Raw genomic sequence first — 24,678 nt, 5'->3', positions numbered from 1 at the left:
GGTGTAAACTTGATGATCAATTAACAACCCAACAAATGAAAAAACTACTAATCGTAGCTGGCTTGATTATATCTTCCTGCTCCGAAGCTTCATCACCTGATCCCTTACCCACACCAGCAGTTCCTGATCCCATAGGGGAGGTGGAATACTTTGGGCAATTAAAAGTAACCGACTGCAAGCTTACTGATAGCAACGGTGAACCCGTTATGTTAAGAGGAGTGAGCTTTGGATGGCACAACTGGTGGCCTAGATTTTACAACACTTCTGCAGTAAAATGGCTAAAAAGTGAATGGAATGCCAATTTGGTACGGGCAGCGATGGGTGTGGACCCCGATGGTGCCTATCTGGATAACCCAGAGTTTGCACTTCAAAAAATCAAGGCTGTTGTAGATGCTGCCATAGCTGAGAACGTCTACGTGATCATCGACTGGCATAGTCATGATTTGTATCCCGAAGAGGCGAAGGCATTTTTTAGTGAAATGGCGCAGACCTACGGAGACAACCCTCATGTGATTTATGAGCTTTTCAATGAACCGGATTACGAAACCTGGGAGGAAGTGAAAGCTTACAGTGAAGAGATTATTACTGAAATCAGGAAGCATGACCCAGATAATTTGATTTTGGTGGGTTCACCTACTTGGAGCCAAGACATTCACAAAGTCGCTCAGAATCCAATCCTGAATCAGGAAAATATCATGTATGTGCTGCATTTCTACGCAGCTACTCATAAGGACTATTTGAGAGAAAGGGCAGAGCAAGCCTATAAAGCAGGACTGCCTCTTTTCGTATCCGAATGTGCTGGAATGGAAGCTACCGGCGATGGACCTATAGATACTGCATCTTGGGGCGCTTGGCTTTCATGGATGGAGAGCAGAAAAATCTCTTGGGCTGCTTGGTCTATAGCGGATAAGGATGAGACCTGTTCTATGCTTTTGCCGTCGGCATCTTCCGAAGGCGATTGGACAGATTCTCAAATTAAGCCTTGGGGAGAGGTGGTGAAAAAGGCGCTGGAAAAGAATTTGAACTAAGGCGAAGAAAATTTTCAATGTTCAGTTTTCAAATTCAATGATCAAAGTGATTAAAAGTTCGAAGTTAGATTAGCGCCCTCTGCGCTATCCTCAGCGAACACAGCGGTTAATAAAAAGATGTTTTCAAGAAAAACATCCCTGATTTAAACCACAAAAACTGCCTTTAATTGCATTATGCAAACGATTTCGGAGTGGTTAACATTTGATACCCTTAATAAAAACATTTGAATACCCTATGCAGCAATAACTCAAACTACATTTATTCGGATCAAAGAAATAAACCCAAAAACCTGATCTAATTTCTCTTCAATTGAATTATTAAAAATTCAATTCTCATCGAATATGCAAGTTCGGTGTTAGGAATTCATCTCAGTTTTTGGTGTTTGTTGCTAAGATTTTTAAACAAAACCTAACCTGTATGAAGCGAAACAAGCTATTACAATTATCACAATTTGCTTCGGGAATACCTTTTCCCGCTCAAAACCTATATACCAATTTCTTACAATTAAACCCCTCATGATGAAAAAACTATTACCGCTTTGGCTCATGCTTCTGGTAGGTGTAGTTCAGGCTCAAGTTACGGTCACTGGTACCGTAAAATCTGAAGCCGATGGACTAGCTTTACCAGGTGTCACAGTGTTGGTGAAAGGAACCACCACTGGTGTAGCAACTGAAGTTGACGGAACGTATGCAATTACGGCTCCTTCTTCACAATCTGTCCTTGTCTTTAGCTTTATCGGCTATAAGTCTCAGGAAGTCGTGGTAGGTAACCAGTCCACAATTAACATTTCCATGGAAGAAGATATGGCTTCTTTGGATGAAGTTGTGGTGGTAGGTTACGGTACTATGAAAAAACGTGATATGTCTAGTGCACAGGTTTCTGTGACATCTGAAGATATAGAGCGTACAGTGAATACAACGATAGAGCAAGCCCTTCAGGGACGTGCTGCCGGTGTGTATGTCACTCAAAATACAGGTGCTCCAGGAGGAGGAATCTCGGTAAATATTCGAGGTGTCAACTCTATCAGTGGTACCAATCAGCCTTTATATGTAATTGATGGTGTTCAGATTCAGCCTTCTGCTGTTTCGTATGGCAACACCTCATCTACAAATCCTTTGGCAGGTTTGAACCCTAGCGATATCGAATCAATGGAGGTTCTTCAAGGCCCTTCAGCGACAGCGATCTATGGTTCTAGAGGTACAAATGGTGTAATCATGATCACTACAAAGCGTGGTAAGTCTGGTGAAACCAAAATCTCTTACAATTACTTATACACGCTTCAGGATAAGCCTGAGAATTTAGAAGTGATGTCATTGAGCCAGTATGCTACTATGACTAAAGATATCCGGGAAATCACAGGCGGTGATCCTCCAGCAGCATTCCTTGATCCTTCTATTTTGGGAGAAGGAACAAACTGGCAAGATGCGCTTTTCAAAACTGCGCCATTGAACAAGCATAATATCACCCTAACTGGTGGAGATGAGAAAACTCAGTTTTTCATTTCTGGTGAATACTTCAATCAGGAAGGTGTAGCAATTGGGTCTTCATTTGACCGATATTCTGTTCGAACAAATATTGATAACCAAACCAGAAAATGGTTGAAGTTAGGTTTGAACCTTCAGCTATTCCACACGGATGAGCAACTGGCGACAGGTAGTTCTGATGTAATCAACAATGCGATCCAAATGGCTCCAAATGTACCAGTAACCAATCCTGATGGATCTTGGGGTGGTGCGGATCCTGTGAATGGATCAAGCTTGCAGTTTACTCCAGCTAACCCTATCGCTCTTGCGAATCTATTGGATAGAAACTATAAAAGAAGAGGTATGCAGGGTGGTTTCAACGTAGAAATTGACATCGTCAAAGGATTGAAATTCCGTTCTATGGTGAACACCAGCATTAACTACAATAATGGCCACTTCTTTACGCCTACTTATACGCTTGGTGTAGTGACTAATGACACGAATACACTTTCGCAGGAATCCAGCAATAGCTTTTATTGGAACTGGAACCAAATGTTAACCTACAGTGCAATTTGGGGTAAGCATGCGTTGGACGTGATGGCTTCCCATGAAGCACAGGAGTCTCAATATGAGTTTATGAATGCAGCTAGACTTAATTTCCCTTCAAATGATTTGCAGGAGTTGGGTCTTGGCTCAGCGCAAGGTGCTACTAATAGTGGCGGAGCCAATCACTGGGCTATGGAGTCTTACTTTGCGAGAGCGAATTATACCTTCAATGAAAAATACATCTTATTAGGTGCATTCAGAGCAGATGGATCTGCGAATTTCGGTCCTGAGAATCGTTGGGGTTATTTCCCTTCTGTTTCAGCAGCATGGAGAGTTTCTGAAGAAAGCTTCTTACAGAATGCTACTTGGATGGATGAATTAAAGATCAGATTTGAAACAGGTCTTACTGGTAACCAAGGTAATGCAGGTGCGATCTTCGCGCCATTGAGCTCACCAAGTATTCCTACTCCTTGGGGAGGTGGATTCCTGGTTTCCAGATTCGGTAATCCAAACCTGAAGTGGGAAGAAACTTCTACGGTGAACTTGGGTTTCAACTTGAATATGTTCAACAACAGACTTCAGATCGAAGGTGATTTCTACTTGAAGAAAACTGATAACCTGCTTTTGCCTAACCCGCTACCATGGTATATGGGTACATCTGCTGAAGGAAGTATCGGTACGCCAACAGTTAATATTGGTGCGTTGGAAAACAGAGGTTATGGTATCACGATCAACACGATCAACATTGATAACAGAGCTAGTGGATTCTCTTGGAGCTCCAATTATAACTTCTCAGGCTTCCAAACTGAAGTGACCAAATTCTTCTCTGAAACTGCTTTTATCGACCGTACTGCTTGGTGGTTGAATAGCTTCACAGCTCGTGCTCAGCCAGGATATGCTCCTTGGTTATTCTACGGATATCAAGCTGATGGTTTGTTCCAAACTATTGAGGAAGTGGAATCATCTCCAAGACCAGTAGATAACTCTGGAAATCCAATTCAGGTCGATCGTGATAATGGAATTTATGTAGGTGATATCAAATACAAGGATATCAATGAGGATGGAGTAATCGATGAGCGTGATCAGACTTTCATCGGTAACCCTTGGCCAAAATTCACTTTTGGTATGACTCAGCAATTTGCATACAAGGGATTCGCTCTTGATGTGTTGTTTACAGGAGCGCTTGGAGTAGATATCTACAACTACAACAGATTCATAAACATCAACCCAAACAATGTGAACTTGGGTAGAAATATGTTATTGGAGACTTATGATTATGCAAGAATCGAAATGGACGCATCAGGTAATCCATTCATTGCAAATGCAGGAACAGACATACCAAGAATCACTGCTACTGACCTTAATGGAAATGGTACTAGAATCTCAGATAAGTTTGTAGAAGATGGTTCCTATGTTAGGGTTAAAAATATCAACCTTTCTTATGTGGTTCCTAACGAATTGCTAGGAAAACAGAATGTAGTTAGAGGTCTGAAAGTTGCCTTCGGTGTTCAGAATGCATTCACTTTCACCAAATACAAAGGATACGATCCTGAGGTAGGTGCTTCCGTAGGTAACAACGTTTCTGCCGGTAATCAATTGATCGGTGTGGATTACGGTAGATATCCTCAGACGAGAATGTACACATTCAGCTTAGGTGTTGACTTCTAATCCAAAAATTATAAACACATGACAACAAACACGAAATTCCATAAACTAGTCCTAGGAGCTACTTTGCTACTGGGAGGAATGGTGGGCTGTTCAGAAGATTTCTTGGATAGACCCCCATTGGATGCGATTGTAGACGCTAACTTCTACAAGACTGATGACCAAATATTGGCAGCTTCTGCTCCGCTATATAATATCGTATGGTTTGCCTACAATGACAAAGCAAGTCACGGTATCGGTGATGCCCGAGGTGGTACACTGACATCTGGATCCTACCAACTAGAAAACGTACGATTCAATACTACGGGTGAGACTCCTGAAAATGGCACATCTTGGAGAGCTTTCTATAACGTAGTCGCACAATCAAATAGCTTGATCAATAACATTGATGCCTTTGCAGGTGAAGATGTGACAGAGCGAATCAAAAATCACGGAATTGCTGAAGGCAGATTCATGAGAGGTTTGGCTTATTCTTACTTAGTTCAAAACTGGGGACCAGTTCCGATTATTACAAATAACACGGCACTTCTTCAGGATACAACTATCGCTAGAAATACTGAAGAGTCTGTTTGGCAATTCATCATTAAAGATTTTCGCTATGCAGTGGATAATCTTCCAGAAACTGCAGTATTGAATGGTCGCTTGACCAAGTGGTCTGCTGAAGGTATGCTTGCTAAAATGTACCTGACTAAAGCTGGAGTCGGTGGTTCAAGAAACCAATCAGACCTTGATTCTGCTGCTTATTTTGCTAAACGAGTGATCGATAATTCAGGAGCTTCGCTAGTGGAGAACTATGAGGATCTATTCAAAACAGCGAATAATAACAACATAGAAACACTGGCAGCTTTACAATGGACTTATAACGCAGGTCAGGCTGGTGCATGGGGAGCACAAAACTCTGTTCAGGCTTTCTTGGCCTTCGGTTCTGAAATCACTGGTTTCGGTGACGGATGGGGTGGAGATATTGGAGCTTCCAAGTGGGTACTAGATCTATACGATGATTTAGTATTTGACGAAAGAAGAAAAGCAACTTACATGTTCCCAGGTGATCACTATCCTTACATCACTCAAGTGCCTCCAGGAGGATCAGCTCAAGAGCTAAGAGTTCCTGCAAGAAGTATTGAGGGAGGTAGAGAATATAATACTCGTGCATGGGTGAAAAAATATGTAGTGGGTCGTCCTGAAGACAATGCCGGAAAAGTCGTTCAACAAGGAACGGAAATCAATACTTACATTCTAAGATTGGCTGATGTTTACTTGACTTATGCAGAAGCAGTATTGAGTAAAAATCCAGCTGAAGCCCTGAAATATGTGAATATGGTAAGAGCCAGGGCAGGGGTAAATGCCTTGACTTCTGTCACTTGGCAGGATGTATTTGAGGAGCGAATCAAAGAATTTGCAATGGAAGGTCAGGCTTGGTATGAATTCACCAAACTGCACTACTATGATCCAGCAAAGGCTTATGATATCCTTTCTAGCCAAGATAGAGGCACGTTCAGAATCTATGCCGACAAAATTCCTGATCCTACACTTTGGGAAATTGAAATTCCAGACAGCGATACATCTCCAAGATATTTTGATGTGAATGCTTCTAATTTCCTAATTCCAATTCCGTCAGCAGAATTGTCTAGGGCTCCAAACTTGAGAAAGCCTGCTGTACCGTATGATTTCTCAGTAGAAAATTAATTTGTGGACTTACATTGAAATGCTAAACATATGAACATCATAAAAAATATAAGATCCTCACACTCAATGCTAGTAGCCTCAGCGCTACTAGTGGTACTTGCACTTGGTGCGTGTACTGAGGAGGATGAAATTAATGTTGGACCTCCAACTATAGAGCGGGTTAGAAATACTGATCCAACCACGGCTGACAGTGCATTTACTTCTGCTACATTGGGAAGTACAATTGCGATTTTGGGTAATAATCTTTTGGGTACGCAGCAAGTGTATTTGAATGATTATCCTTTAGGAGTGAATACCGCTTACGTGACTAATAATACCGTGATTGTAACTGTAGGAGATTCAGTGCCGACTGTAGCTACTGATCCAAATGTTCCAAACACCTTAAGATTGGTAAATAAATCTGGGGAGGCTATCATAGAATTCCAGACACTTCCGCCAGCACCGCAGGTCACTCAAGTAAAGAATCAGTATGTACAAGCTGGTGATGAATTGACTCTTTTCGGTAGATACTTCTACTTCGTAGATACAGTTTATTTCCCAGGTGAAGACGTTTATGTTACTTCAGGAATTGAGACGAATTCTGCTGGATCTACACTCAAGGTAACAGTACCTGATAATTTAGATTTCTCTGAAGGTCAATCTATCAGAGTTGTTTCCAAATCTGGTGGATCAGCTGTAAATAGAAATACCCAAATCTTTGCACAAGAAGGTATGGTGGCTGATTTCGATACTAATGGAGCTCTAGAATGGCCATGGAACTGGGGATGGGGCATATCAGGTGATATGATTCAGCCTTCTCAACCGGGAATCTCTAGTTTAGATGGTAGTTTCGCAGGTATGAATCAGGCGTTTCCAGCAAATTGGGGCTGGAATAATGATAAGGTTATCAATCTTGCAAATTGGGGTGGTGTTCAAATTTTCCCAGAAGGAGAAGGTTATGAGCCAAGTACTCCAGCAACGAACTTTGATATTCGTTTCGAAGTAGCAATCAATACAACTGAATCTATCGCGGGATTAGAAATGCAAATCTGGTATCCGGATAGTAATGGCAATGAATTGAGTTACAATATTCCACTAAGTGAAGTGATCAAAGCTACTGATGGAAGCTGGCACACCTTATCGGCAAACATGACCCGACTGACTAATGGATCTACTAGATTAAATACCTATGGAGATTTCTTGAAAGGCGACGGGTTTACAAAACAGCTAAGATTGGTAGTGATAAATACTACATCAAATGATATACAAGCTGTCGTAGGCGTGGATAACATTCGAGTGATTAGAGCAGTAAATTAATAGTATAGCATAAGAGGTTTGTTTAATCAGTCTCCGGGGTAGAATGTTCTGCCTCGGAGATTATACTATATGACTTAATTAACCTATAAGGTCACTGAGGCCACACCAGTAAATTAAAACCCACCTCATTTTAAGCTATAATTCAAATGACTAGCTTCTTTTGAAAACTTAATTTATCCTTGAGCTTGAACCCCCAACTCACCTTTAGAAAGAATAAATCATTAAGAATCCTCCAAGTCCTTGCACTAGGAGCACTAATTTTCATTGGCTCTTGCCAAGAAAAACAGCAGGAAACAGTCCAAACACTTTTTGAGTTAGTAAGTACTGACTCCACCAACCTTGCATTTACCAATCAAATCCAAGAAACAGAAGTCGCCAATATTCTGACCTACCAATATTTCTACAATGGAGGTGGGGTAGCTGTGGGTGATGTTAATAATGACGGACTTGAAGATTTGTATTTTACAGCAAACCAAGGTCAAAACAAGCTTTTTTTGAATCAGGGTAACCTGAATTTCCGGGATATTACCTTGGCAACGGGTACAGCAGGAAAAGACAATGCCTGGACTACTGGCACCGCAATCGTTGATATCAACGGCGATGGCCTAAAAGACATTTACGTCTGCTATTCTGGTGATTTGCCAGATGAGCAGAGAAGAAATCAGTTGTTTGTAAATCAAGGGTTAGACAAGCAGGGAATACCATTTTTTGAAGAAAGAGCTTCTGAATTTGGATTAGACGATACAGGTTTCAGTACCGCAGTATATTTTTCTGATCTTGATCAAGATGGGGATTTGGATATGCTATTGCTCAATCACAATCCAAGACTTTTTAATAATCTCAACATCAATGCATTCGAAGCTATGCTTAGTACCGCTGATTCCTTGAGCAGCACCAAAATTTATAGAAATGATACCGGCGTTTTTACAAATGTCACCAAAGCATCTGGATTGACAGAAACGGGCTTGAGTTATGGTTTGGGAGCCTCTATCGCTGATTTCAACGGAGACGGTTATCCTGATATCTATTTGGGGAATGATTATTCTGCTCCCGATTATCTCTACATCAATCAGGGTGACGGCACTTTTTCCAATGAAATAAATGAAGCAATCGGACACACAAGTCTCTACACCATGGGATTGGATGCGGCCGATATCAATCGTGATGGGAAATTGGACATTATGAGTCTGGATATGCTTCCAGAAGATAATACCAGACAAAAATTACTCTTCACTCCTGAGAATTACGAGCATTACAAACTTTTCTTGAAGGCTGGACTTGGGCATCAATTGATGCGAAATATGTTGCAGCTCAATAATGGTGACGGTACTTTCTCTGAGATTGGGCAGCTGGCAGGAGTGAGTGCAACTGATTGGAGTTGGGCACCATTATTTGCAGATTTTGATAACGATGGATTTACCGATCTCTTTGTCAGTAATGGTTTCTTGAAGGATTTTACCAATCTGGATTTCATCAATTACCGAAATGAATACCTGCAAAATGAAAAGGTTACGGCGACTGGGATCAATGCGCTGATAGAGAAAATGCCCGCGACAAAAGTTGGTAATTATGCCTTCAGAAATATCAACGGAATTCAGTTTGAGAATCAATCTAAAAACTGGGGGCTAGATACTCCGGGGAATTCCAATGGAGCTGTTTACGCAGATTTGGATCAGGATGGAGATTTGGATTTGGTGATCAATAATCTGAATGAACCTGCTCAGATTTTTAGGAACATGACTTCTGATCGCTCTCAATCGAACTTTATCCAAATCAAACTTAAGGGACTGGAAGGAAATCAAGATGGAATTGGAGCTCGCGTGACAGTCTATCAAAATGGCCAAATCAACTTTCAGGAGCAGCAGATTTACAAAGGTTACCAAGGAAATGTAAGTTCTATTCTGCACTTCGGATTGGACAATGAAAAGGTTGATTCAATCGAGGTACGATGGAAAAATAGCAAAATCAACAGGATTAAAAATGTCGGCATCAATCAAATTCTGGAGGTTTCTGAAGCTGATGCTGAAATAGAATATAGAATTGAAGCTAAAACAGAACCCTATTTTGTTGCCTTAGGCGAGTTTTTGATTGATTCAAAAGCAACTCTTCCGAATGATTTCAAGCGACAAAGCCAATTGCTGTATAGCCTTTCTGAAAACAAAGTTTCGATAATTGAAGCGGATCTAAATGGCGATAGTGTAGATGAAATAATCGTGTCTGATGGATCATCTATCAAATCCTATCCAAGAGAGGTTGGAGGATACAAAGAGAAATTTGAATTGCTTTATTCTTCTGAACATCCAACCATTACCTCAATGGCGACATTGGATGCAGACGGAGATTCTGATTTGGATCTCTACGTGGCAAAAGGTGGGTACTTTGATTTGACGGAAAGGGACGAAAGACAGAAAGATGTGCTTTTGATCAATAATGGAAATGGAGTTTTCACCGAATCCTCTTTTGACTTTGGTATACTTCCTACCGAGCATGCTAGTACTTGGGATGCTAATGGAGATGGATTGGATGACTTGTTTGTAGGGACAGGATATGTTCCTGGAAGATGGCCGGAATCAGTTTCTAGCCAACTTTGGCTTAATGAAGGAAATGGTACTTTTTCTCCAATTGTCTTAGAAAATATATCCAGAGTAAGAGCTTCACAAACCTATGATTTCGATCAGGATGGACTTGATGAGTTGATTATAGCGTCTGAATTTGATAGAATCCGAATTCTAAATTTTAAAGATGGAGAAATAGTAGATCGTTCGGAAGAGTTTTTGCCCGGTGGAAAAACAGGACTTTGGTCGTCCATATTAATTCAGGATCTGGATGGAGATGGAAGTCCAGAATTGATAGCCGGAAATTGGGGCTTGAATTCACGTTTACAAACAGATGCTGAAAATCCAGTTCGGATCTACTTCGAAGATTTTGACAGCAATGGCTCAGTCGATCCCCTGATGACTTTTCCGGTAATGGGAGAGGAGTTTCCATTCTTTTCCAGAGATGAATTAGCCGCTCAGATGTACAAGAAAAAGGCTCTTTTTCCTAGCCATGAGGCTTTTTCCAAAGCAAAAATCCAAGATATTCTCGCTGCTGAGGAGCTTGAAAAAGCCAACAAAGTGGAAGCTCAAAATTTGGAAACGAAGATGTTCACTTTGAAGAATGGGCTATTCGAAGAAATAGCATTACCCACTATAGTTCAAGCATCTCCTATACAAGCTATAAATGCATTGAAAAAAGGCTCTGGATATGATTTGATATTTCTGGGGAATCAATTGGAAGCAAGATTGAAAATCGGAAGAATCGATGCAAACCAAGGATGGGTATTAAGAAAAAGCGAAGATGGGAATTGGAAGGTTTTGGACAGAAAGTACAATGGAATGGATTTGAAATCAAATGTCTCCAGTTCATTGAATTTTGATAATACGCTCTGGATTGGGATCCCCAATAAAGGAGCTTTTAGATATCTATATTAATTGAATCGATGAGTAATAATACTTTATACATCAGTCATTTAAGAAAAAGGAGTGCTACTTCGGCAGTATTGCTTTTCTTGATCTTATTTATGGGATGCAAAGCTCCCATGATAGACGAAAACCTACCCGTTGATGAATCCATACGTCTCAATCAACTTGGCTTCTATCCAAATCAACAAAAATTGGCAGTGGTGTTAAATCATGAAGATGGAGAAGATTTTGTGATATGGGATACAGCTGGAAAGAGCATCGTATTTGAAGGAAAATTATCCTCTTCCGTTAAAAAGACCTTTTCGGGAAGTAACACTAGAATTGCTGACTTCTCTACTTTTTCTGAAATTGGGAAATATATTTTGGTACTAAATGGAGTAGGAAAATCGTATCCATTTGAAATCAAGCCCCAAGTCAATCAAGAATTAGGGAAGGCGAGTATTAAGGCATTTTATTATCAAAGAGCAAGTTTGGACTTGGAGGAGAATCATGCAGGTATCTGGTCCAGGCCAATGGGTCATCCTGATGATCAAGTAATGATTCATCCTTCAGCGATTTCTGCTTCCCGAAAGTCTGGAGAGGTATTTTCATCTCCAAAGGGATGGTATGATGCCGGAGATTACAATAAATATGTAGTGAACTCAGGGATTACAGTTGGTACTCTTTTGTCACTGTATGAAGATTATCCTAATTATTTTGAGAAACTAGAATTGAATATTCCAGAATCCGGGAATCAAGTTCCTGACCTTTTGGATGAAATTCGCTGGAATTTGGAGTGGATGATTACTATGCAGGATCCTACGGATGGTGGCGTTTATCACAAGCTGACTACAGCCAAGTTTGAAGGAATGGTTGAGCCTCATCTGGCAGTTTCCCAGCGCTATTTTGTTGCCAAAAGTACCACAGCAACATTGGATTTTGCAGCTGTAATGGCTCAAGCTTCACGTATTTACAAGGCGTATTTTCCTGAAGAATCTGTTATGTATTTAAAAGCAGCAGAGAAAGCTTGGAGTTGGGCAAAAGAGAACCCGGATGTCCTTTACAAGCAAAATGAATTGAATGAAGCTTTTGATCCAGATGTAGTCACGGGTGCCTATGGCGATACAAATACCAGCGATGAATGGATCTGGGCTGCATCAGAGCTTTTTATCACCACTCATAATTTGACCTACTGGGAGGAACTAGCCAATGCTGATCAGAGCTTCAAACTTCCATCTTGGAATCAGGTAGCCTGGTTAGGTTATTACTCATTGTTGAGGCATCAGGACCATATTACCTTGCTGCCACAAGAATGGATGGCAATGTTAAAAATAAACTTGCTTGCAGCAGCTCGAGAGCAAATTGAAGGTACAATGGGAACGGCTTTCAACACTCCGATTGAAACCAACTCCAAGAATTTTGTTTGGGGTTCAAATGCAGTTGCTGCTAATCAAGGAATACTTTTGATATATGCTTATAAGCAAAGCAATGAGCGAATATTTCTTGAAAGGGCATTGGATAATCTGGATTATATCCTTGGTAGAAATGCTACTGGGTATTCCTATGTTACAGGATTTGGTACAAAATCTCCCTTGCACCCGCATCATAGACTAGCCACTTCCCGACCTAATTTACCTCCTTTGCCTGGTTTCATTGTTGGTGGTCCAAATCCAAGGCAGCAGGATGGCTGCAACTACCTGAGTTCATATCCAGACGAATCTTATACAGATGAAAGTTGTAGCTATGCTTCGAATGAGATTGCTATTAATTGGAATGCACCATTTGCATATTTAGCTAATTCATTGGAGGCGATTAATCAATAATTCCAATTGGAGGGAGTGTTAGACTTTCTTAATGGGAGTTATGTTTAGATGTTTCAAATTTTTTAGGCATTTTTCCATAAGAATTTACAAAAATCTATGAAACATACCTGGAAATTATTTGTCCTCCTGATTCTATTTTCATGTGAGTCCACAAAGTTTGAATCGGAAGTTTCCTTGCCTAGGCTGTTTGGTGATGGTATGGTTTTACAGCGGCAAGAGGCTATTTCTATTTGGGGAAAAGGTGTTCCTGGAGAAAATGTACGGGTCAGTTTGGCAGGAGCAATAACAAGTGGAACTGTTGAAGCGGATAGTACATGGTTATTGCAATTGCCAGAATTAGCAGCTGGTGGACCTTTTGTGCTGGAAGTTAATAATCAGAAAATCAACGATGTATATATAGGTGATGTTTGGGTAGCAGGTGGTCAATCCAATATGGAATGGCGATTGAAATCTCAGGTAATTGGTGCGGAAAAAGAATTTGCAGAAGGAGGAAACCAAGAGATCCGGTTTTTTAAGGTTCCTAATTCCTATAGTGCGGAGAAACTAGACGATGTGGTAGGAGGAGAGTGGAAAGTCGCTGATTCAGTGAATATGAAGGACTTTTCAGCTGTAGCTTGGTTTTTTGCGAAGCGAAATAATCAGGAAATGAAAGTGCCAGTAGGAATCATTGAGTCCAACTGGGGTGGAACTCCTGTGGAAGGCTGGACAGATGCTGAGATTCTAGTTGAGATGGAAGGTTCTTTCCTGGCTCAGGCAAAGGACGTGGTAGAAAATAGAGATACTTGGATAGCAAAGCTGAACGAAAATGAGATGAATCAGCAGCTTCGGGACTCCATGGTGAGCAATCCTGATACGCTTGCAGCAAGGAACGTTGCCTCTATTGGTTACGATGATTCAAGTTGGAGAAAAATAAACTTGCCCGATGCCAACCCTTTACAACATATCGCTTGGGTTCGTAAGAAATTCAATCTTACAAGTACGGATGATATAATCTTGCATTTGCCTGCATTGGATCAAATGGCTTATGTCTATATCAATGGAAAATTGCTTCATTACAAAGATTGGGGAGTGTCTATGTCGGACATCGAGATTCCTTCTGACATGCTATTGAAGGGCGGTAATGTGTTAACTATTCGAGCTATAAATACTTGGAATAATCAGCCTAGAGTAGGACAGAAAGGCGAGATGTATATTTTAGAATCAGGAGAAAAGATTTCTCTTGAAGGGACTTGGGCCTATTCAAACTCAATTGTAGAGCCTCAACTTCCGAAAGTTGAATATTTTAACTGGATGCCTGGAATGATGTACAATGCGATGATTGTCCCAATTACTAATTACTCGATTAAAGGTGCAATTTGGTATCAAGGAGAAAGTAATGCAGGCCGTCATGAGGAATATAAAGAGCTGTTTTCCACGATGATTACCAACTGGAGAAGAGACTGGGGGTTAGGAGACTTTCCATTCTTGTTTGTTCAATTGGCAAATTTCATGGAGAGAAAAGATGTACAACCCGATAGTAATTGGGCCTTTTTGAGAGAAGCTCAAACCCAAACATTAGAATTGCCAAATACGGGAATGGCTACAATTATTGACATTGGAGAAGCTGGGGATATACACCCTAGAAACAAAAAAGATGTCGGAGAAAGACTTTGGCTACAAGCCAGAAAAGTAGCATATAAGGAGAAAAATCTTGCTTCTGGACCGCAGTTTGATTCACTGTTCAGGCAAGGAAATGAATTATTTGTCCTTTTTAAATCAGTAGGTGAAGGATTGGAATTAACTGAGGGAGAGGAAGTGAAAGGCTTTATTGCAGCTAAAGAAAATGGCGATTTTCAGCAGGTTACCGCAACGATTTCTGATAAGTCATCAGTAAGAATTATGCTTCCTGAAGGAAGTGAAAAAGGAGAAATTCGGTACGCTTGGGCTGATAATCCGGAAGTGAATTTGGTGAATAATCTAGGCCTTCCCACGGAGCCGTTCAGAGCTAAGTTTGAATAGAGGAAATTAAAAAGACCAAGTTTTACAGCTTGGTCTTTTGTGTTTTTCTAGTCTATTTTTCCTTGTGATTCCTGCACCATCAGTAATTCATCCACTTTTTCCTGATACTTCGGTTTGGCTGGGATTTTCACCACATTTTCTAAGAAATCAATTGTACTAAAAAGCACTCCTTCCCAATCTCCAGAGGTAATAGAACTGGCAATTACATGATCAGCAGCTTTTGGGAATGCTTTCTTTCTTTTCATTTCGGATGGGGTACTTATCTGTTCATACATTTCCAGCATTTTGGGCACTGAGACCACATCATCCTGATTTTGCTCATCTTCGTAATAATATGCTAGAAAAAATGGCTGTTTAATTTTAGTGAAGGTGCTTTCATTCATATTACTGTAAAGGATGATTGCCAGACTTTCGTAAATGTTCATGTGGTAGTCTTCTGACCAATACATCGCTTTTTCACCTTCTCTATCTTGATGAATTATTTTATTTTTCATCATCGTCCATTGCATCAATTTTTGCATCCAAGGGGAAAAAAATGCAGAAAGCTTCTCACCATAATCCCGAACAGCAGGAGAATATACTGTTACCGCCTTGATATCAGGTTGCTGACTTGCCAAGAGAAGAGTCAAAGCTCCTCCCATGGAGGTCCCAACTACGATTACTTCATCTCCTAGACTTTTCCCGATTTGATATGCTTCACCGGCGGCGTTTGCCAATGCCTGTGCACTTACATATTCTAAGCCATTCTCCCTCCTTACGCCGTGATCTGGAAGCCTCGTCACAAAAAGATTGGCTCCAAAATGGGCTGAAAGAAACCGATGAACTGGATCTCCTTCCATAGGACTGGCACCAAAACCATGGATATATACAATTGAATAGGGGGTTTTGTGCTTATTCATACTATCTGCCCAGACTATATAGGCTTCATTGCCTGGCTTAAGACCTATCACAGTATCTTCCCTCTGATTTACATAGTCTTGTAACTCGGTCAGGCGAGTCGGCACCTGCGGATACTCAATGGTGATTTCTTGATCCTTTAGCTTAGGACCCAGCATGTACACAACGGCAAGCACCATTGCTGCGGCAAAAACACCTAAAAGGATTTTTTTTAGCATAAGATCAGTTCGTTAAAAGTACTGGAGAAGTGGATTCTAAGATTTTCTCTGAGCCATTTTTAAGGGTTAAAACAGTTCTGGTTTTCAATTGACTTTGATTACTAGGCTGAAGGTCAACTGTTAGCCTATATTGACCCAAAGAACCAGAGAAATCTTTCAACTCGGATAATTTAATATCGTCGTGGGTGCTGACTAAATTAGAAATATCTGTACCTGCTTCTTGACCTCCATAGGGCGCAAGCAGTTCTATTCTAAGGCCAGTAATATTTTGAAAATTTAAATTGGGAGCGCAGGAAAGAGCAAATGCCATCCCCGGAAAACTCGAGCTAGCTGAAGCTTCAGAAACTAATTCCCAGTTGATTCTAAGATAAATATTGAAGTCTTTAAAATTTACTGTATCAGACTCCGTAGCGGAAGCACTATTTTGTGAAGGTTCATAGTATAAAGTTAAATCCGTAGCATTTGCCTTCCTAGGTCCTCCACATTCACCAAAAGGATTGATTTCGGGGTCATTTACACATGACACAAAAACCATCAACAACATGTAGGCAGAAATCACCCCCCCAGTCAATTTCAGTTTTTTTGCATTCATACTAGTATTCTTAGGTCAGGATAATAATTTTGAAAAATTAAAAACTAATTAAACAGTAAAATTTAATCAAATCTAACCATCTATTTAGAGCAAATAGCGTTATTTCGTATTAATATATCTTAAACCAACATTTATGAAACGTCTAATACTAGGATTGCTATTGCTACTTAGTACACAGGTAGTACACGCTCAAGAAGTCGAACCCAAATTGGCAACCCAGGCAATTTATATGGAATTGGGTGGGCCAGGACTTCCGTATAGTTTTAACTATGATTTCAGATTTGACAAAACTAAAATCGACTCTTGGGGAATGAGAGTAGGTTTCGGGGGCTATGCTGTGGATGGTGATTCATTTTTTTCTCTTCCTGTAATGGTGAATAAGCTTTATGGAAAAGGAAACCATTTTTTTGAAATGGGGTTTGGCGCAACTTTTTTGGCATTCAATAATCAAAATTACTACTACGAAAGTTGTTATTATGACGGTAATGGAAATTATGTCTGCGACTCCTATTCAGAAAGTGGTTATACCAGCTTCATTCTTGATATAGACAATTCTCCTTCAATTATGGGAGTGATGAATTTTGGTTATAGAAGAGTGCCGACGGATGGAGGTTTTATGTGGAAAATAAACTTGAACCCAATCTTTAATACTAATGGATTTTGGCCTCTATTTGCAGGAGTTGGTCTCGGATATGCTTTTTAAGCCATAGAGGTTAAAGAGAGTTACAATTATATAAAAAGGCTCAGGAATCTTATTCCTGAGCCTTTTCTAGTTAATAAACATTTGAAGTCATTTGTTTTGAGATAATTGAGTATCAAGTGAACTTACTTATTTACTTCAGGATCAAATCGAGAACTCATAATCCCGCTCCACCAAACAAATTCTTGTCTTATAAGCTGAATACCATTTTTCTCTTCCCATTCTTTGTGCAAAAAGATGATCTGTTTGCTGTTTCCAATTTCGAATGGCATCTAAGCTAGCCCAGTAACTGATAGTGATTCCTAATCCATCTCTCACGCTTTCATGGCCAAGATAGCCTACTTGAGCTTCGGCTAAACGCACCATCTCTAATGCAGTTTCCTCATAACCATCATTGATTTCTGTACGCATATTTGAAAATATTACTGCGTAATAGGGAGGGGCTGGAGTGTTCGCTATCATTTTTTAAGATTTCGCTAAGGGTAAATTAAAAACAAGTTGTCTTTACTGTATCTGCTAAAGATGATTTGAATTTCAAGTTCGAATATTTCTGGTGATAGATCATGGAAATAGAAATCTTATTTTCTATAAAAATAGAGTATAGCTGGATTTTGCCTCTTCAAAGGAAATGGCTTTCTAACCATCAGTGCTCAATTGATCTGAATCACGGAAAATACCTTATAGAAACCTGAGATTCAACCAGACATACGATAATATGCAAGCAGACTAGTTAATGTAAATTTTCAACAGTTAATTCTGAAACACTATCTGTTTATGAGAGCAAAACAAAGTAAATTTCGAGTTTTAGCAATTGCGCTAGTTAGTTCTACAATTGCTTCTTTGACGTCTTGTGATACTAACCTTGAGTTGGTACAGTCAATTAATGAAGAGTTCACCGAAGTGAATTCTATAGAAATAGAATCATCTTTTTTGGATGTTTCCTATATAGGTAATCCAAATTTGGAGTCTGTGCAGCTTATTGGAGTTTTGGAATCCAGCAGGGTAGGTAATTATTCCATCGAGTACAGAGTAGATAAGAATAAGCTGATTATAGAAGTAGAAAGAAAGGGTATGGGCGGAGGAAATAGCCGTGGTTATATTAATCTGAACGGACCGGAACTGATGAATATCGATATGGAAGCTGGATCAGGAAATATCAAAATTAGTCAAGTGATTGCTCAGGAATTTGAATTTGATGGAGGTTCTGGAAATGTGGAATTGGGAGATATCAGTGCACCAGTTTTGGAATTGCAATTAAGCTCAGGCAAGATTAATGCTTATGATCTCATTGGAGATGTTGAGTTGGAGATTTCCTCTGGGAATGCTTCCATATCAAATCTCGAGGGTAACTTGAATGCTATAGGTTCAAGCGGGAAGTTTACTTTCAAAATGATTAAGGGTAAGGTAAATAGTTCTTTAAACTCTGGCAATGGAGTTTTGAACGGAGTTCAGGAACTTGGTAGATTGAAGATTTCCTCAGGAAATTATACTGTTCGCAATTCTTACTTTGGTTCAAATACTCAATTCGAAGGATCATCTGGAAGTTTTGATATACAGACAAACTCCGATTTGAGGGATTTCAATTTCGACATGACTACCTCTAGTGGAAATATAAGAGTGGGAGAAAGTAACTCTTCTGGCTCATTGAAGATAGATAACGGTTCTCTTTATACCGTGTCAGGTGTTGTCTCAAGTGGCAACATTAAAATAGGAAACTAGTGAAAGGTTGTTTTCAAACCACCCAAAAACCCGACCTCGTTCGGGTTTTTTATGTGTAATTTTCAACCACAGTGATCGCTGAAGTATACGCTAAGGAGTACCGTTGGGGTGCAACATTTTCGTCTGATATTTTAAAAGGAGTGTGAAAAGATCAATGATTCTGGTTCAAGCTCTCTTGCCATCGGACGAGTCTGAAGACATGCACCAGATTGCTTAATTTTAAAAAATCACTTGCAACCCTCCACTAACTCCTCCGAAACTTCTATAAATACCATTGGTAGTCGTTTTTTCGAGGATATGCCAACCGTTTGTGAAATCTCCTTGGCCAGGATCCAGGAAGGCGAAGTTCAAACTTGGGCCAACAAAAGCACGAAGATGGTTTCCGAATTTAAAGCCAAGGAAAAGTCGAAACGATTGGATATGATTTGTCACCTCTACAAAATCACTTGCTGTCATTGACACAAACTCTGTGTCCAATGAAAACTTCCGCTCTGGAATCAAATGAATTCCCAATCCTGCTTCAAGTCCGATCGGAGTGTCGATGTCTCTCAGGTTGTAGGCCACTCCAAGAATCCCATACATTTTTCGCCCACCTGACCTAAAGTCAAAATGTGTAAAACCAGATTCATCTATGGAAAGACCTACGTTCTTTTCTCCATTTTTAACAAAGTTCAGTAAGCCAACAGGGTAATCACTTTCTTGGGCCACATTGATCAGCGCAAATTGAAATCCATTGACAATTTTGGCTCGGTTGACAATGGAGGTGAGTTGATTGTCAACAGAGTCTCCGGCAAGATTTGAAATTCCAGCTAATTGGAAGCCAGCGGATTTTGAGGTGTTATTAGTGATTCCGGCAAGTTGAAAATGTTTTGATTGATCAGCGTGATTTACAATTCCTGCAATTTGCACAGCAGCTGTATCTTGGACATAGTTGGCGATTCCTCCAATTTGAAGGCCTTTTACACTGCCTTTTACTTGATTGAAAATTCCACCAACTTGAAGTCCGTCTACATTTTTATACACAGAATTATAAATTCCACCGACCTGCAGACCTTTGGAACTTCCACCAACTAAGTTGAAAATCCCGGCAACTTGTAGCGATTTAACATCACGCTTATTGATGTTGAAAATGCCCGCTATTTCCATTCCTTCGATTCCAGCTGTATAGCCGCCTATTAGATTTAGAGAAAACTTGCTAATCGTCTGACTGCTGAACATTCCTTTGGTGCTTAGACCTGGAATGAGCGACATTTGCACAGGGCTTTCGGCAAAGAAGCTACCCATGTTGATTCCTTGAAGCCTTTGTTTGAAACCGATAAATGCTTTTCCAAGAAAACTCTCTTCCAGAGCCTTGGTAGTACTATCACCAGGGATGTATCGAAATCGGCGGTTCTCTTTTTCCGCTACAATATCTATTGTGGGCATTAGCAAAAAAGTGGTGTCCCGGTAATTTTCCTTGCTCAACGTAAGCCAAATCGAAGAATTCTGCTTTTTATATTTCAGCTTGAAATAGCCATTCTGATCCGTCAATGTGGAAGCAAGCGTATTTTTATCATAGATACTGGCCCTACTTACTGCTTCCTGGGTACTGCTATTTCTAATGTATCCCTTTACGGTGACGGTATTGAATCGCTTGTCCATTTCTGCATCCAGATCCAATTTTTCCGGCGCATATCGGATGATAATATAGCCAGGCAATTCCTTGTACTCGTATTCATTTCCAAGCTCTTTTAGAAGAAAATCACCAATGGTTCCTGAATAGTTTTCATTTGATAGAGGGTTGTCCAATGGTAGCAAAGTGCTTTCATAGGAAAAATAAAAATCGTTTTTGGATGAAAGTGTATCCAGCATCTGGCCTAGACTAAATGCATCCTTACTCGCAAATTGGATTTTTTTCTCCAGCATCATCTGAGAAAAACCTTCCAATGAATGCATCAAAAAAATCAAAAGTAGGAGAGCGTACCGAAAAAGTGGGTTGAATCTCAACATTGAAAACTTGGGATTAAAATCTGGGGTAATTTAACAAAGTAAGGACTATGATTTTTTCAACCATAGTCCTTTATTTCCATGAAAAGGCTGTTTACTGAATGATAATCTTTCCGTCTTGACGAATTATAGTAAGGTTTAGCGTTTCTCGTAGCACTTCTAGATTCTTGTCAAGCGAGTCATATTCCAAGGTGGTGGTTATTGCTAAATCTTTCAATTCCTCTCTAGCAATTTCTATGTTTGAATCGTAGGCTTCATTCAAGGAAGTGACTAATTCTTGCAATCGAATCTCATCTGCCTGGAATTTTTTACTGACGTAATAATTGTACAGGTTATTGGAAGGAATAGTCTTTAGCATCTCTCCGGATTCCTGATTTACAGAAAGTTTTTCTTCAGGCCTTAGCACCTCTTTTTTACCATCAATCTCAACTTGGACTGACCCAGTCACGACAATTACTTCAGTGATATTCCCAGTTGTTTTAACGTGGAAACTTGTTCCCAACACAGTTATTTGAACAGCTTCAGATTGAATAACAAATGGCTTTTGCTCATTTCGCTTTACATCAAAAAAGGCCTCTCCATTTTCTAAAGTCACTTTTCTTTCTTTTGTAAAAAGCTTCTGGGAATAGCTAAGAGTTGTATTTCTATTCAAAGTGATTGCCGTACCATCAAGTAGTGGAACTTCAATAGGAGTGTCTTCTGACTGAAGTTCAACAGAACTGAAATAGGCTCTTCCTGACTGGGGAAGAAATGCTGAATAAACCCAAGCAGATATGAAAATCAAGGTAATTGCTGCTGCTACCCGAAACAATTTGCTCTGTAAAAAGCGCTGGTTTTGTTTTGGCGCTGTATCTATTTTTTTGTTTCTAAGTTCAGTAAACTTTTGCCAAGCTTGATTTTCATCCACTTCGCTTTTCTCCAAAAGCAAACTACTGGAATCCCAAATCCACTTGATTTTTTCAAACTGTTTTTGATTTGCCTCATCTTCAGAAATCCAATCCTGAACAGCTTTGCTCTCTTCGGCATCACTTTCCTGAAGCAAATATTTGATCAATTTTTCTTCGTTCATGGTTTCCATAGCTTATAGATTTATCAAAAAAATCAAAAGCAGCGGAAGGAATTCTGCAAGTTCTACCCGCAAAGTCTTCAGTGCTTTTCCCATATGTGCTTCCACCGTTTTGATGGAGATCTCTAGCCTATCGGCTATTTGCTGATATTTCAGTTCCTCAAACCTACTGAGGTTGAAGACCATCCGGCATTTCTCAGGCAATTTTTCCATTGCCAGTTGAAAGCGCTCGTACAATTCATTTTCTTGGCCTTTGATCTGTTCACCAATTTCCTCAGGTTTTCCCTGAGTCATTTCGTAGTGCGCGTGATCCCAATGCTTTCTTTTCACTTGTTGATGCTTGATGTGGTTGAGACTGTCATGGTACACAGCCCGGTAGAGGTAAGCTTTCAGCGAACTGTTGATTTCAATGGTTTCCCGCTTTTCCCAAAGCTTTAGAAATACGCTTTGCACTACCTCTTCTGCCTCTTCAGAATCCTTTATTATAGCTAGCGCATAGGCATGCAAGGCTTTGAAATAGCTTTTAAAGACGCCTTCAAATGATTGCTCATCGACAAGCGTTTGCGGAGTGGACAGATGTGTAAGATTCTCGATCACCTTTAATTATTTGATGCTTTCATAGCTATGACAAGCTCAACTGCATTTACCCTTAGTGGGGAAAGTAAAATTATGGGATTATAGGGAAATGTAGTAGTTGCAGGTTGTCCGATGTCGGGTGACCGATGCAGGCTACACCGGTCATCGGGCATCCAACATCAAACAGTTTTCTCAAAACCTCACATTAATTCCCGCAGTAAATCCTAATAACGCTGCATGGTAATTTTCTCTCCAAGTCTCATCCCAAATTGTCAATCCTGTATGATCGACAGCATCCAGGTCACTTGAGTGCATATAAGAAAGACTAGGCCCAGCGAAAAGATGTATACCTTTGGAAATCTTTAAAGTTGGGAGCAATTGAAAGCTGAATTTGGAGAAATCATTGCCTTCAAAATCTGTCAGGTATTTGCTGACTCCTTCTACATCTAGTCTGAAATGTCTGGATTCAGCTAGATTTAGACCTAAACCAGCTTCAAAACCGTATTTCAGGTCTTTTACTTCCAAGTTTGTTCCTATTCCGACGATTCCATAAACTCGCGTTCCTCCTGAGCGAAGAGTCAAAAAGGAATTGAAGTTTTCATCAATGGAAACACCCAATCTATGGTCGCCATTTTTCACCATGTTGATCAAACCTATGGTCACATCACTACTATCTGCAATATTAATCAGGCCGATTTGTATTCCTTTTACGGTTTTAGCCTGATTTATAAGTCCTGAAATCTGAACTCCTTCAACCTTTTCAGCTACATTCGAAAGCCCTGCGATTTGGACTCCTTTGACAGTTTTTGAAATGGTGGCAATACCGGCAATCTGTGCTCCGTCTATTTCAGGAGAAATACTTGCGAATCCGGACACCTGAATTCCCGTGACTGATTTTGACAGACTAGCGATTCCAGAAGCTTGAATTCCATCGTTGTGCTCTGCAATATTTGAGATTCCGGCAAACTGAGCCCCATTTACCAGCTTGGCTTTATTGAAAATACCGGAAGCCTGGAAAGCCGAATTTCCTAGGTTGATATTGCTGATCCCAGCTATCTGGGCAGCCTCACTTGCTTGAGAACTCTGATTCAGCAATCCAGCGACTTGAAGCCCTACAACTTTTCCGGTGACATGATTCCAGAGTCCAGAGATTTGAGCTCCGTTTACATCACCTTTTACCATTCCTGCCAAACCATAGATTGCAGCCCCATTTTCTCCTCCAGATAGCCCGGTAAGAACATGAAAACTGAAGTTATTGGTGTAATTCGCTGCTTCTGTTCCATGGGTGGAAATGGGGTAGAAGAAGCCAAGATGAGCTGGACTTTTTTCCTGAGCGAAGCAAATTGAAAGGAGTGTGATGAACAAGAATGCGAATAGGAATATTTTTGTGTAGAGAGTTTTCATTTTGCATTGAGATTTTTTGAAAATGTATTTTAGGGGCTTAGGATGCGGCGGTTCGATAAGTTCATTGGTCAAGGCATCCTTACAAGTCACAGATCTGTAGCGCATGTTTAGAATTACTTTTGTGCACGTCATTGCGAGGAACGAAGCAATCTCAGTGTATGACTCGATCGACAGCAGTTTAGCTACAGGATGAAAGAATGCTCTTCATGGCGAATCAATCGAGCAGAAGCGCGATCAATTGAGAGGGTGCATCAATGTTGATTACCTTTTTATCTTCTAGCTCAATGTTAAGTGCATATTCCAATTCGTAAATCAATCCATTGAGGAAGATTTTGTCCATTCGTAGATCGAAGAGGAAGTGGTCGTGTTTTCTCTGGCCTGTCAATACGATTCCGTATTCGCTGAAAACCTGAGTGATTTTTCGGAGTTGGCTATATTTTCCCATTTGCTGTTATGACTTTTTGTGTGGTCATATAGAAGACAGCTTTGGAAGGGATTACCCTTAGCGGGAAAAAGAAAAAGTGAAAAAATTAACCGCGGGGTACACAGAAGGTTACGCAGAGAGCGCAAA

General features: G+C 40.2%; 17 protein-coding genes. 9 read left to right on the top strand and 8 right to left on the bottom strand.

Annotation, left to right across the window (positions count from 1 at the left end; genetic code table 11):
* Positions 1 to 35 precede the first annotated feature (35 nt).
* From LV83_RS08440 to LV83_RS08410, 7 genes are all read left to right on the top strand, one after another.
* Positions 36 to 1,028: a glycoside hydrolase family 5 protein gene (locus LV83_RS08440; protein ID WP_111611110.1), complete on the top strand. Its 993-nt coding sequence runs from the start codon at positions 36 to 38 to the stop codon at positions 1,026 to 1,028.
* Between the two features lie 519 nt (positions 1,029 to 1,547).
* A complete protein-coding gene (locus LV83_RS08435) occupies positions 1,548 to 4,706 on the top strand; it encodes a SusC/RagA family TonB-linked outer membrane protein (protein WP_111611273.1) in 3,159 nt (1,052 codons plus the stop codon).
* A gap of 18 nt (positions 4,707 to 4,724) precedes the next feature.
* On the top strand, positions 4,725 to 6,389 hold the full coding sequence (locus LV83_RS08430; protein WP_111611109.1) for a RagB/SusD family nutrient uptake outer membrane protein: 1,665 nt from the start codon (positions 4,725 to 4,727) through the stop codon (positions 6,387 to 6,389).
* 30 nt (positions 6,390 to 6,419) lie between these two features.
* Complete coding sequence (locus LV83_RS08425; protein WP_245947024.1) at positions 6,420 to 7,685, top strand: glycan-binding surface protein; 1,266 nt, start codon at positions 6,420 to 6,422, stop codon at positions 7,683 to 7,685.
* Positions 7,686 to 7,864: 179 nt separating this feature from the next.
* Positions 7,865 to 11,158 (top strand): VCBS repeat-containing protein, encoded by a 3,294-nt coding sequence (locus LV83_RS08420; RefSeq protein ID WP_111611108.1) that lies wholly within the window; start codon positions 7,865 to 7,867, stop codon positions 11,156 to 11,158.
* A gap of 8 nt (positions 11,159 to 11,166) precedes the next feature.
* Positions 11,167 to 12,951 (top strand): glycoside hydrolase family 9 protein, encoded by a 1,785-nt coding sequence (locus LV83_RS08415; RefSeq protein ID WP_245947023.1) that lies wholly within the window; start codon positions 11,167 to 11,169, stop codon positions 12,949 to 12,951.
* 96 nt (positions 12,952 to 13,047) lie between these two features.
* Positions 13,048 to 14,949 (top strand): sialate O-acetylesterase, encoded by a 1,902-nt coding sequence (locus LV83_RS08410; protein ID WP_111611107.1) that lies wholly within the window; start codon positions 13,048 to 13,050, stop codon positions 14,947 to 14,949.
* A 47-nt stretch (positions 14,950 to 14,996) separates the two neighbouring features.
* Here LV83_RS08410 and LV83_RS08405 read toward each other — a convergent pair whose 3' ends face one another.
* Entirely contained in the window at positions 14,997 to 16,064 is a 1,068-nt protein-coding gene (locus tag LV83_RS08405; RefSeq protein ID WP_111611106.1) for an alpha/beta hydrolase, read from the bottom strand.
* A 4-nt stretch (positions 16,065 to 16,068) separates the two neighbouring features.
* The gene (locus LV83_RS08400; protein ID WP_111611105.1) at positions 16,069 to 16,656 is read right to left on the bottom strand and encodes a hypothetical protein; all 588 of its coding nucleotides are present in this window, start codon (positions 16,654 to 16,656) and stop codon (positions 16,069 to 16,071) included.
* Between the two features lie 133 nt (positions 16,657 to 16,789).
* On the opposite strand from LV83_RS08400, the gene LV83_RS08395 reads away from it, so the two are divergent.
* Positions 16,790 to 17,359, top strand: a complete 570-nt coding sequence (locus LV83_RS08395; protein ID WP_111611104.1) for a hypothetical protein — start codon at positions 16,790 to 16,792, stop codon at positions 17,357 to 17,359.
* Positions 17,360 to 17,500: 141 nt separating this feature from the next.
* Here the strand turns inward: LV83_RS08395 and LV83_RS08390 are convergent, their stop codons facing one another.
* Entirely contained in the window at positions 17,501 to 17,818 is a 318-nt protein-coding gene (locus tag LV83_RS08390; RefSeq protein ID WP_111611103.1) for an antibiotic biosynthesis monooxygenase family protein, read from the bottom strand.
* A 312-nt stretch (positions 17,819 to 18,130) separates the two neighbouring features.
* On the opposite strand from LV83_RS08390, the gene LV83_RS08385 reads away from it, so the two are divergent.
* On the top strand, positions 18,131 to 19,075 hold the full coding sequence (locus LV83_RS08385) for a DUF4097 family beta strand repeat-containing protein (RefSeq protein WP_111611102.1): 945 nt from the start codon (positions 18,131 to 18,133) through the stop codon (positions 19,073 to 19,075).
* Positions 19,076 to 19,294: 219 nt separating this feature from the next.
* Here the strand turns inward: LV83_RS08385 and LV83_RS08380 are convergent, their stop codons facing one another.
* The 5 genes from LV83_RS08380 to LV83_RS08360 all read right to left on the bottom strand — a co-directional run bounded on the left by LV83_RS08380 (position 19,295) and on the right by LV83_RS08360 (position 24,552).
* Positions 19,295 to 21,064, bottom strand: coding sequence for a peptidase associated/transthyretin-like domain-containing protein (locus tag LV83_RS08380; RefSeq protein ID WP_111611101.1), 1,770 nt, complete (start codon positions 21,062 to 21,064; stop codon positions 19,295 to 19,297).
* A gap of 91 nt (positions 21,065 to 21,155) precedes the next feature.
* Positions 21,156 to 22,139, bottom strand: a complete 984-nt coding sequence (locus LV83_RS08375; protein WP_111611100.1) for a FecR family protein — start codon at positions 22,137 to 22,139, stop codon at positions 21,156 to 21,158.
* Positions 22,140 to 22,142: 3 nt separating this feature from the next.
* The gene (locus tag LV83_RS08370) at positions 22,143 to 22,724 is read right to left on the bottom strand and encodes an RNA polymerase sigma-70 factor (RefSeq protein WP_111611099.1); all 582 of its coding nucleotides are present in this window, start codon (positions 22,722 to 22,724) and stop codon (positions 22,143 to 22,145) included.
* Between the two features lie 171 nt (positions 22,725 to 22,895).
* Positions 22,896 to 24,107: a hypothetical protein gene (locus LV83_RS08365; RefSeq protein ID WP_146613700.1), complete on the bottom strand. Its 1,212-nt coding sequence runs from the start codon at positions 24,105 to 24,107 to the stop codon at positions 22,896 to 22,898.
* Positions 24,108 to 24,321: 214 nt separating this feature from the next.
* Complete coding sequence (locus LV83_RS08360) at positions 24,322 to 24,552, bottom strand: acyl carrier protein (protein ID WP_111611097.1); 231 nt, start codon at positions 24,550 to 24,552, stop codon at positions 24,322 to 24,324.
* Between the last annotated feature and the right edge of the window lie 126 nt (positions 24,553 to 24,678).

Source organism: Algoriphagus yeomjeoni (assembly GCF_003259505.1).
Lineage (GTDB): Bacteria > Bacteroidota > Bacteroidia > Cytophagales > Cyclobacteriaceae > Algoriphagus > Algoriphagus yeomjeoni.
The sequence above is the reverse complement of the archived record's forward strand: the minus strand, read 5'-3'. Positions and strand labels throughout refer to the sequence as shown.

Excerpts from the sequence above, each read along its gene's own strand:
- LV83_RS08440 (WP_111611110.1), top strand. The coding sequence starts at position 36 with ATGAAAAAACTACTAATCGTAGCTGGCTTGATTATATCTTCCTGCTCC.
- LV83_RS08435 (WP_111611273.1), top strand. The coding sequence starts at position 1,548 with ATGAAAAAACTATTACCGCTTTGGCTCATGCTTCTGGTAGGTGTAGTT.
- LV83_RS08430 (WP_111611109.1), top strand. The coding sequence starts at position 4,725 with ATGACAACAAACACGAAATTCCATAAACTAGTCCTAGGAGCTACTTTG.
- LV83_RS08425 (WP_245947024.1), top strand. The coding sequence starts at position 6,420 with ATGAACATCATAAAAAATATAAGATCCTCACACTCAATGCTAGTAGCC.
- LV83_RS08415 (WP_245947023.1), top strand. The coding sequence starts at position 11,167 with ATGAGTAATAATACTTTATACATCAGTCATTTAAGAAAAAGGAGTGCT.
- LV83_RS08410 (WP_111611107.1), top strand. The coding sequence starts at position 13,048 with ATGAAACATACCTGGAAATTATTTGTCCTCCTGATTCTATTTTCATGT.
- LV83_RS08405 (WP_111611106.1), bottom strand. The coding sequence starts at position 16,064 with ATGCTAAAAAAAATCCTTTTAGGTGTTTTTGCCGCAGCAATGGTGCTT.
- LV83_RS08400 (WP_111611105.1), bottom strand. The coding sequence starts at position 16,656 with ATGAATGCAAAAAAACTGAAATTGACTGGGGGGGTGATTTCTGCCTAC.
- LV83_RS08395 (WP_111611104.1), top strand. The coding sequence starts at position 16,790 with ATGAAACGTCTAATACTAGGATTGCTATTGCTACTTAGTACACAGGTA.
- LV83_RS08390 (WP_111611103.1), bottom strand. The coding sequence starts at position 17,818 with ATGATAGCGAACACTCCAGCCCCTCCCTATTACGCAGTAATATTTTCA.
- LV83_RS08385 (WP_111611102.1), top strand. The coding sequence starts at position 18,131 with ATGAGAGCAAAACAAAGTAAATTTCGAGTTTTAGCAATTGCGCTAGTT.
- LV83_RS08380 (WP_111611101.1), bottom strand. The coding sequence starts at position 21,064 with ATGTTGAGATTCAACCCACTTTTTCGGTACGCTCTCCTACTTTTGATT.
- LV83_RS08375 (WP_111611100.1), bottom strand. The coding sequence starts at position 22,139 with ATGGAAACCATGAACGAAGAAAAATTGATCAAATATTTGCTTCAGGAA.
- LV83_RS08365 (WP_146613700.1), bottom strand. The coding sequence starts at position 24,107 with ATGAAAACTCTCTACACAAAAATATTCCTATTCGCATTCTTGTTCATC.
- LV83_RS08360 (WP_111611097.1), bottom strand. The coding sequence starts at position 24,552 with ATGGGAAAATATAGCCAACTCCGAAAAATCACTCAGGTTTTCAGCGAA.